This is a genomic window from Roseibium aggregatum IAM 12614 (genome assembly GCF_000168975.1).
GTDB classification, from domain to species: Bacteria; Pseudomonadota; Alphaproteobacteria; order Rhizobiales; family Stappiaceae; genus Roseibium; species Roseibium aggregatum.
The window spans coordinates 309,275-317,478 of sequence record NZ_AAUW01000006.1 but is presented as its reverse complement, the minus strand read 5'-3'; the positions used below and the strand labels follow the sequence as shown (position 1 = coordinate 317,478).

Sequence of the window (8,204 nt, the reverse complement as noted above, 5' to 3'; positions counted from 1 at the left end):
GCCGTCACGGCCAGACAGGCTCGTGCTGATTATTCCGCAGCGACCGCCAGATCCCGGTGGGAGCGGCGTGCCCAGGGGCGGGTGCCTTCCGGAATTTCATCGACGGTGCCGACCGGCTGCAGGTATTTGGTCACTTCGGGCCATTCACCGGCTTTCAGGGCCTTCAGGACTTCCGGTTTGGAAATCTCGAAGGTCGACACGCCGCAGCGGCGCGCCAGCGGCACCTGGTCGAGAATGTATTTGCCGATTGCCCGGATATCGCCCTTGTAGCCGATCTGCTCACGCAGGATTCGGGCTGCGGAGAAGCCGCGACCATCGGAGAAGCTCGGGAAGTCGACGGCAACCAGGGCCAGCCGGTCGAGGTATTTTTCAATCAGCTCGACATCGTCCCCGGCTTCAATGATGACAGCGGTCTTGCCGTCACGGGCCAGAAACGCATCGGGCTCGACCAGAAACACGGTCATCGGCACAAGCGCGTCGCCTTGGACTGCAGTGACGGTTTCCGTGTCCGCCCGTACCCAGGTTTCTTCGACGAAATCGCCGTCCTTGAAAATCGTTGCCATTCTTTGCGTCCTCAAAATCCTTTACCGGCAGCGGTCAGATACCGCTGCCGTCAACTTCCTTGCCATGGGTCGGCCAGTGAATGCCGCATTCCGTCTTGTCCTGGTCACGCCACCGTCCGGACCGCGGGTCCTCACCGGGGGCAACCTTGCTGGTGCAGGGCAGGCAGCCGATGGAGGGGTAGCCTTGTGCGACCAGCGGATGCGGCGGCAAATCGTGGGTCTTGGCATAATCCAGAATTTCGGCCGCCGTCCAGTCCGCAAGCGGATTGACCTTCACGCGACCTTCGTCGATCTCGAAGAACTCCAGGCTGGAGCGGCTCGCGCTCTGGAACCGCTTGCGGCCGGATATCCAGGCTTCGAACCCGTTCAGAGCCTCGGCCAGCGGCACCACCTTGCGGATGTGACAGCAGGCGTCGGTGTCGCTCATCCAGAGCATGCCAGCTGGATCTTCCTTGGACAGTTCGTCCTTGTTGGGCTTCTGGGTGCGAACATCGGTCAGGCCCAGTTTCTCGATCAGTTCGTCCCGATACAGCAGCGTTGCCGGAAACAGCTTGACCGTGTCGATGAAGATCACCGGTGTCGACGGATCGATCTGGGCGACCATGTGCAACAGCACGGCGGAATCTGCGCCGAAGCTGGAGACCATGGCAATGCCACCGGCAAACTGGTGACGGATGGCCGCTCTCAGAACGTCGTCCGCGGTAGCGTCCTCGAACTGGGCATTGAGGGCGGCGACTTCCGCCTGCAAGCCCAATTCCGGATCAGCACCCAGGCTGAATGTTTCATGCAGCGCCATAAAGGGCCTCCTTGAAGGGATCCTCCCCGACCCGGCGATAGGCTTCCAGGAAGGTCTCTTCTTTGCCGGTCCGCAGGCCGAGATAGGTATCGACCAGCTTCTCGATGGCATCGACCACTTCTTCTGACGAGAAGCCGCGGCCGACGATTTCACCAATGGACGCGTTTTCGTTGGCGGAGCCGCCAAGCGTCACCTGATAGAACTCCTCGCCCTTCTTCTCCAGGCCGAGAATGCCGATGTGGCCGACGTGGTGGTGGCCACAGGCGTTGATGCAGCCGGAGATCTTGATCTTCAGCTCGCCGATTTCCGCCTGCCGTTCCGCAGCACCGAAACGTTCGGAGATCCGCTGAGCCACCGGAATGGAGCGGGCGGTTGCCAGGGCGCAGTAGTCCATGCCCGGGCAGGCGATGATGTCGGTGATAAGACCAGCATTGCCTTCTGCGATCTCCGCTGCCACCAGATGGTCGAACAGCGCCGGCAGGTCATCCAGCTTCACATGCGGAAGGATCACGTTCTGCTCGTGGCTGATACGGATCTCGTCATGACCGTATTTTTCGGCCAGGTCCGCGATCACGTCCATCTGCTTGTCCGACGCATCGCCCGGGATGCCGCCGATCGGCTTCATCGACAGGGTGACGGAAGTGTAGCCCGGCACCCGGTGCGGGTTGAGATTATGAGCCACGAACTGGGCGAAAGCCGCATCCGTTGCCTTGCGGGCCTCAACGGCAGCCGAGGTCGGATTGCCCACTTCCAGCGGGGGCGGTGCGAAATAGGCTTCGATGCGGCGCACTTCCTCGTCCGGCAGGCGCAGGACCCCGAAGCGGATCTTTTCGAATTCGGCCTCGATATCCGCCTTCAGTTCGTCCAGCCCGGTTTCATGAACCAGGATCTTGATGCGGGCCTTGTACTTGTTGTCGCGGCGGCCGTAGCGGTTATAGACGCGCAGGATCGCTTCCGAGTAGGCAAGCAGATCTTCCTCGGGAAGGAAGTCGCGCACCTTGCGGCCGATCATCGGCGTACGGCCGAGACCGCCACCGACGAACACGACGAAACCGATCTCGCCTTCCTCGTTGCGTGCGAGCTGCAAGCCGATGTCGTGCACCTGCACGGCGGCCCGATCGTTCGGGGCGCCGGTGATGGCGATCTTGAACTTGCGCGGCAGGAACGAGAATTCCGGATGCAGCGACGACCACTGACGCAGGATTTCCGCATAGGGACGCGGGTCGGCGATCTCGTCGGCGGCGGCACCGGCGAAATGGTCCGCGGTCACGTTGCGAATGCAGTTGCCGGACGTCTGGATGGCGTGCATCTCGACTTCGGCCAGTTCTTCCAGGATCTTCGGCGTGTCTTCCAGTTTCGGCCAGTTGAACTGGATGTTCTGGCGCGTGGTGAAGTGGCCGTAGTTCTGGTCGTAGGTGCGGGCGATATGCGCAAGCTTGCGCATCTGCCGGCCGTTGAGCGTGCCGTAGGGAATCGCGACACGCAGCATGTAGGCATGGAGCTGCAGATAGAGACCGTTCATCAGGCGCAGCGGCTTGAACTCGTCCTCGGAAAGTTCGCCGGCCAGACGGCGGCGGACCTGATCCTTGAACTGCTCGGTGCGCTGGTTCACGAAACTCGCATCAAATTCGTCGTAACGGTACATGTCTCAATCTCTCCTCAGCGGGCGCTGCCGTGGAAGGCGCTGCCCTGCCCTTCATTGTTGTTTCAGGCGGAAACCGCCTGGGCCTGCTTGCCCAGTTCCGGGTGGGTGGTCGGGCCGGTTGCCCGGATCTTCTCGCGCAGGCGCACCGGAACGATGACGCCGTCCTCGACGGTCACGTCCATCTCGTAGACGCCGACGACTTTCTGATTCTTTTCGGCCTCAAGGCCTTCTGCCAGGGCCGCGGCAACGGCTTCCTTGCCGTCATAGACCTTTGCCAGGGCAATACGCTCGACCCAGGACCCGTTTTCCGCGAGCCAGACGACATCGCCGTTCAGAAGGCGGTTGGCGGTGATGACTTTCATGTGCGTCCACTCTCTTCAAGTTCAGGCGGCAACGACCCGGGCGGCAAGCTGCGGCGCCAGGGGTTCGGCCTTGTCCATAGCGGCATGGCCCACGGCCTCGCCGATCACGATCAGAACCGGTCCGTCGATCTCCGCGCGGTTCTCCAGAACCGCAAGTTCGGACAGGGTTCCGGCAAATTGGCGTTCGTCCGGGTGTGCCGCATTCTCGATCACGGCAACCGGTGTTTCAGGTTTCAGACCCGCGCCGATCATCTTGGCGGCAACGGCGGCAGCCACGGAGCGGCCCATATAGACAGCCACCGTCGCGCCCTTGAGCGCGAGACCGGCCCAGTCCGGCAGGGTTTCGGACCTGGCATTGTGGCCGGTCGCGAAAACCAGGTTGGAGGCGACACCCCGCAATGTGAGCGGGATCTGGGCCGAAGCTGCCGCAGCGAAGGCTGCTGTGACGCCGGGAACAATTTCAAAGCCGATGCCCGCTTCGCGCAGGGCTTCCATTTCTTCCGCAGCGCGGCCGAAGATCATCGGGTCGCCCGCTTTCAGGCGCACAACTTTCAGCCCCTTGCGGCCAAGCTCGACAAGGAGCTCGCAGATCTCGGACTGCGGCACGGAATGAGCGCCCTTGCGCTTGCCGACGGAAATACGTTCCGCGTCGCGGCGGCCCATGGCAACGACATTGGCCGGCACAAGCGCATCATGAACGATGACGTCGGCTTCCTGCAGCAGGCGCTGTGCGCGCAGGGTCAACAGGTCTTCCGCCCCCGGACCTGCCCCGACCAGCCAGACAAACCCCGGCTCGTCCGCCATCGAATTCAGCAAACGCTGCGCTTCGGAGCGGGCAACATCAGCCTTGCCGGCATAGAGATTGGTGGCGACCGAACCGGAGAAGAAGCGCGCCCAGAAGCTGCGGCGCAGGCCGCCATCGCGGATCACCTTGGTGGCGGCGTCGCGGAAGCTTTCCGCGAGGCGCGCCAACTCACCGGTGGAACGCGGCAGCATGGCTTCGATGCGCGCACGAATGTGGCGCGAGAGCACCGGCCCGACGCCGGTCGACGTGATCGCCACGGCAATCGGGGCACGATTGACCAGGGCGCCGGTATAGAAGTCACAAAGCTCCGGCTTGTCGACGGCATTGACCGGAACACCCGCCGCGCGGGCCGCATCAACAACCGCCTTGTCGAGATCCCAGTCTTCACGGGCGGAAAACACCAGCGCAGCGCCGTTCAGGTGAGCGGGCTGGAAATCTTCGGCAACATGCTCGGCTTCGAACCGGGTGACAGCATCCTGCAGGTCCGGTTCGATGGTTCTGGAAACGACCACGATCCGGGCATTGGTTTCCCCCAGGAGACGGACTTTTGCAGCAGCTTCGCCGCCGTGACCCACAACGAGCACACGCCGGCCGGCCACCTTCATGAAGGCCGGAAACACATCGAGCCGGTCTTCCGGCTTTTTCAGTGTTTTCAGAGTGTCGCCACCGCGGCTTGCCATCTTCAGGGTCTCCAGTCCCAGTTTGATGGACTTAATGTAATCGGCAGCCCGGCCCAGCGCCGGGCACCGGATTTCAAAGCTGGAAACAGAAGCGGAATAGTTTTTTGCAATCGTCTGTTTTGACCAATTTCAATTCCCGGTGCTCTCACCGGGACAGCCGCAATAAATCGAAAACCAAAAGGTAGGATGGCTTTCGGTCAGCGAGCGTCTTTCTTGCTGCCGCAGAGGAAATCACATAGCCTTTCCAAGCGGCTGGCACCGGCCGCTGTGGCATCAGGGGGGTATGATGCGTGTTGTTCACTCATTGGTTGCCGCAGGTTTCCTGCTCCTCGGCAGCTTCGGATCTGGTCAAGCTGCCGTCGTCGACAGTTTCCGCATCGGCAGCTGGAACGGCAGCGCCTTTACGGACGATCAGACCGGCGCGTTTACGACCTGTGTCGCATCGGCAAACTACCGAAGCGGCATCACGCTGTATGTGCAGGTCGACACCACCTACAACTGGGCCATCGGCTTTTCAGCCCCGCACTGGAACATGAAGGTGGGCGCGGATATTCCGCTTCAGTACCGCATCGACCGGGGCGCGTGGCAGAGCGGGGTTGCCAAGGCAACGTCCAAGGACCTGGCCCGCATGCAGATGCCGCAAGGCGGCTATATCATTACCCGGTTCCGACGCGGCCGGACCCTGTATGTGCGGGACGGTACCTATGATTATCAGTTCCGCCTGACTGGAACATCCCGCCTGATGGCCCGCCTTGCCAAATGCGTTGAACGCAACATTGCCCGCCACGGCGCAGCACCCGGCACAGGCACAACCGCCGCAGCCAGCCCGCAAGGCGGCCTAGGCAATTCGGCACCGGCCAATGAAAGCACACCGGCCACCAGCGCGGCTGCCGATCCGCAACTTGCCATCGAAGCCACCCAGGCTCTGTTCAACCTGATGGGCAGTGCGGGCATTTCCGGGCTGAAGCTGATCCCGGACGGCCAGCGCGAGGAAGACCTCAACGGCTTGTACGCGGTTGCCGCCGACGATGCCCGAACACTTGTGGCGCATATCTTCCCGGTGGGCAGCTACCAATCGGAAGAAGAGCTGATGGCGATTGTTGTCGCCGACAGCCAGAAGGCTTGCACAGAAGGCCGGTTTTCCTCCAGTTCGGAACGGATCAACGAGAACGGGAAAGCGATCTACACAAGCTATGCCAATTGCGAAGCAGACGACTTCCAGTTGATCGAACGCGTCGCCATCGTTCCACGCAAGGCGGGCGGGGTCTTCATCTACGGTGTCGCGGATACCTATGTAGGCGAAGGCGGCGGCGCACCGGTCTCTCCGCCTGAACTGACGGACGAGGACCTTTATTCAGCAGTTGCAAGCGCGGCGCAGTAATCCTCACGGGTTGACACTGCAGGTTGGCACTGCAAACGCATTTCCGCTGTTGCCATCCCTGCGTAAGTGGGTAGTCAGGAGTCACATCAGTCACTGTGCTGCGTAACGACCAATTTGCCGAATCCCGGCCATCTGCTCCGCTTCGAATAGGTGTGGCAGTCCGGAAACACGAAAACCCTCGCCCCGCCTCACCCTTTCATGAAGGCAATCGCGACTAGGGGAAACCCGAAGACGCCCGTGACGGCCAGTGTCCAGATGTCGAACAGCAGCATCGGCCCGCGATCGAACAGCGGGAACAGCAGTGGTGATGCCGTGTAGACCGCGACCCAGGGCAGAGGCCCGTCAGTCGTCCGTTTCAATTTTGAGCGAATGGACCAGCCGCCGCAGAGGCAACCGGGGGAGAGGGCCAGAAAAACGTTTAAGCCGGTCAACCAACTCAGAAAAACCGTGGCTAGAACAACTCCAGAGGCAACCAACACAAATTGCATTCCCTCTAGAAATTCATCTTTATTCGGGGAGTTAAAGGCGAAAATCGAATTGGATTCTTTGTAAAAGGGCGGGTATCCCTGCAGCATTGTAAATGCACCGGCGAAATATAATACCGCCACATAAAATAAACTGTTGAATAAGTCTTTTGCCATGAGATTTTTATAGAGACTAAAACAAGAATGGACGGATCGGCTGCGGCCGATCCGTCCATCGCAAGCTAATTGCACTTCCTGTTCGTTACAAGACTACTTCATCGCCTGCATCACGGACACGAAGTTCGCCACCGCAGCGCCACCCATATTGAAGATGCCGCCGATTTCGGCGTTCTTCACCTGGATTTCACCGGCGGTGCCTGTCAGCTGCATGGCAGTGAGCACGTGCATGGAGACACCGGTGGCGCCAATCGGATGGCCTTTGGCCTTCAAACCGCCAGACGGGTTGACCGGCAGTTTGCCGCCCATTTCCGTCCAGCCTTCCAGCACGGCGCGGGCACCCTCGCCTTCCCTGGTCAGGCCCATGGCTTCATATTCGATCAGCTCTGCAATGGTGAAACAGTCGTGGGTCTCGACGAAGGAGAGGTCATCCAGCGCCAGGTTGGCATCGCCGAGTGCCTGGCCCCAGGCCTTGGAACAGCCTTCAAACTTCAGGATGTCGCGCTTCGACATCGGCAGGAAATCCTGGACATGGGCATGCGCGCGGAAGGCAACGGCCTTTTTCATGCCGAGTGCCGTTGCCGGATCGGTCAGGACCAGGGCGGCGGCACCGTCGGACACCAGCGAGCAGTCGGTGCGCTTCAGCGGGCCGGCGACAAACGGGTTCTTTTCAGACTCTGCGCGGCAGAAGTCGAAACCGAGATCCTTGCGCATCTGGGCGTAGGGGTTGCCGACACCGTTCTTGTGGTTCTTCGCCGCGATCCTGGCCAGAGCATCGGACTGGTCGCCATACTTCTGGAAATAGGCATCGGCGATCTTGCCGAAGACACCGGCGAAACCTGCCGGGATATCCCCTTCTTCCTTCAAGTAGGAGGCCTTCAGCAGGTTCTTGCCGATTTCAGGTCCGGGGGTCGTAGTCATCTGCTCGACACCGACGACAAGCACGAAGCGGGCGTCGCCCGATGCAATGGCACGTACGCCCTGATGCACGGCGGCAGAGCCGGTGGCACAGGCGTTTTCGACACGGGTTGCCGGTTTGAAGCGCAGGGCCGGGTCGGCCTGCAGCACCAGCGACGCGGTAAAGTCCTGTGCCGAGAAGCCGGCATTGAAATGACCCAGCAAAATCTCGTCGACATCCCCCGGCTCGATGCCGGCGTCCTTGATGGCATCGACCGCCACCTTGACGATCATGCTTTCAACCGTCTCTTCCGAATGCTTGCCGAAGGGCATGTGTGCCCAACCCACCATGGCTGCCGTCATGACACTTCCTCCAGGTTCATGCCTGCAAGATTGATAAGGATTTCCGCCGGACCGCTGGTCCAGACCGGAGC

Annotated in this window: 8 protein-coding genes; 1 reads left to right on the top strand and 7 read right to left on the bottom strand. The window is 61.0% G+C overall.

The features are described 5' to 3' along the window. Positions 1–29: 29 nt before the first annotated feature. From SIAM614_RS10650 to cysG, 5 genes are all read right to left on the bottom strand, one after another. Entirely contained in the window at positions 30–563 is a 534-nt protein-coding gene (locus SIAM614_RS10650) for a DUF934 domain-containing protein (RefSeq protein WP_006934366.1), read from the bottom strand. 34 nt (positions 564–597) lie between these two features. After that, positions 598–1,359, bottom strand: coding sequence for a phosphoadenylyl-sulfate reductase (locus SIAM614_RS10645; RefSeq protein WP_006934365.1), 762 nt, complete (start codon positions 1,357–1,359; stop codon positions 598–600). Then, the gene (locus tag SIAM614_RS10640; protein ID WP_006934364.1) at positions 1,346–3,004 is read right to left on the bottom strand and encodes a nitrite/sulfite reductase; all 1,659 of its coding nucleotides are present in this window, start codon (positions 3,002–3,004) and stop codon (positions 1,346–1,348) included. Before SIAM614_RS10640 ends, SIAM614_RS10645 begins: the two co-directional genes overlap by 14 nt. A 62-nt stretch (positions 3,005–3,066) precedes the next feature. Then, entirely contained in the window at positions 3,067–3,366 is a 300-nt protein-coding gene (locus tag SIAM614_RS10635) for a DUF2849 domain-containing protein (protein WP_006934363.1), read from the bottom strand. Positions 3,367–3,387: 21 nt separating this feature from the next. Next, positions 3,388–4,851, bottom strand: a complete 1,464-nt coding sequence (gene cysG, locus SIAM614_RS10630) for a siroheme synthase CysG (RefSeq protein WP_006934361.1) — start codon at positions 4,849–4,851, stop codon at positions 3,388–3,390. Between the two features lie 286 nt (positions 4,852–5,137). On the opposite strand from cysG, the gene SIAM614_RS10625 reads away from it, so the two are divergent. Continuing rightward, positions 5,138–6,232: a hypothetical protein gene (locus tag SIAM614_RS10625; RefSeq protein ID WP_157139782.1), complete on the top strand. Its 1,095-nt coding sequence runs from the start codon at positions 5,138–5,140 to the stop codon at positions 6,230–6,232. 188 nt (positions 6,233–6,420) lie between these two features. Here the strand turns inward: SIAM614_RS10625 and SIAM614_RS10620 are convergent, their stop codons facing one another. Together SIAM614_RS10620 and SIAM614_RS10615 are read right to left on the bottom strand one after the other, a co-directional pair. Beyond that, entirely contained in the window at positions 6,421–6,873 is a 453-nt protein-coding gene (locus SIAM614_RS10620; protein ID WP_006934357.1) for a hypothetical protein, read from the bottom strand. A 93-nt stretch (positions 6,874–6,966) separates the two neighbouring features. Beyond that, the gene (locus tag SIAM614_RS10615; RefSeq protein ID WP_006934354.1) at positions 6,967–8,133 is read right to left on the bottom strand and encodes an acetyl-CoA acetyltransferase; all 1,167 of its coding nucleotides are present in this window, start codon (positions 8,131–8,133) and stop codon (positions 6,967–6,969) included. Positions 8,134–8,204 lie beyond the last annotated feature (71 nt).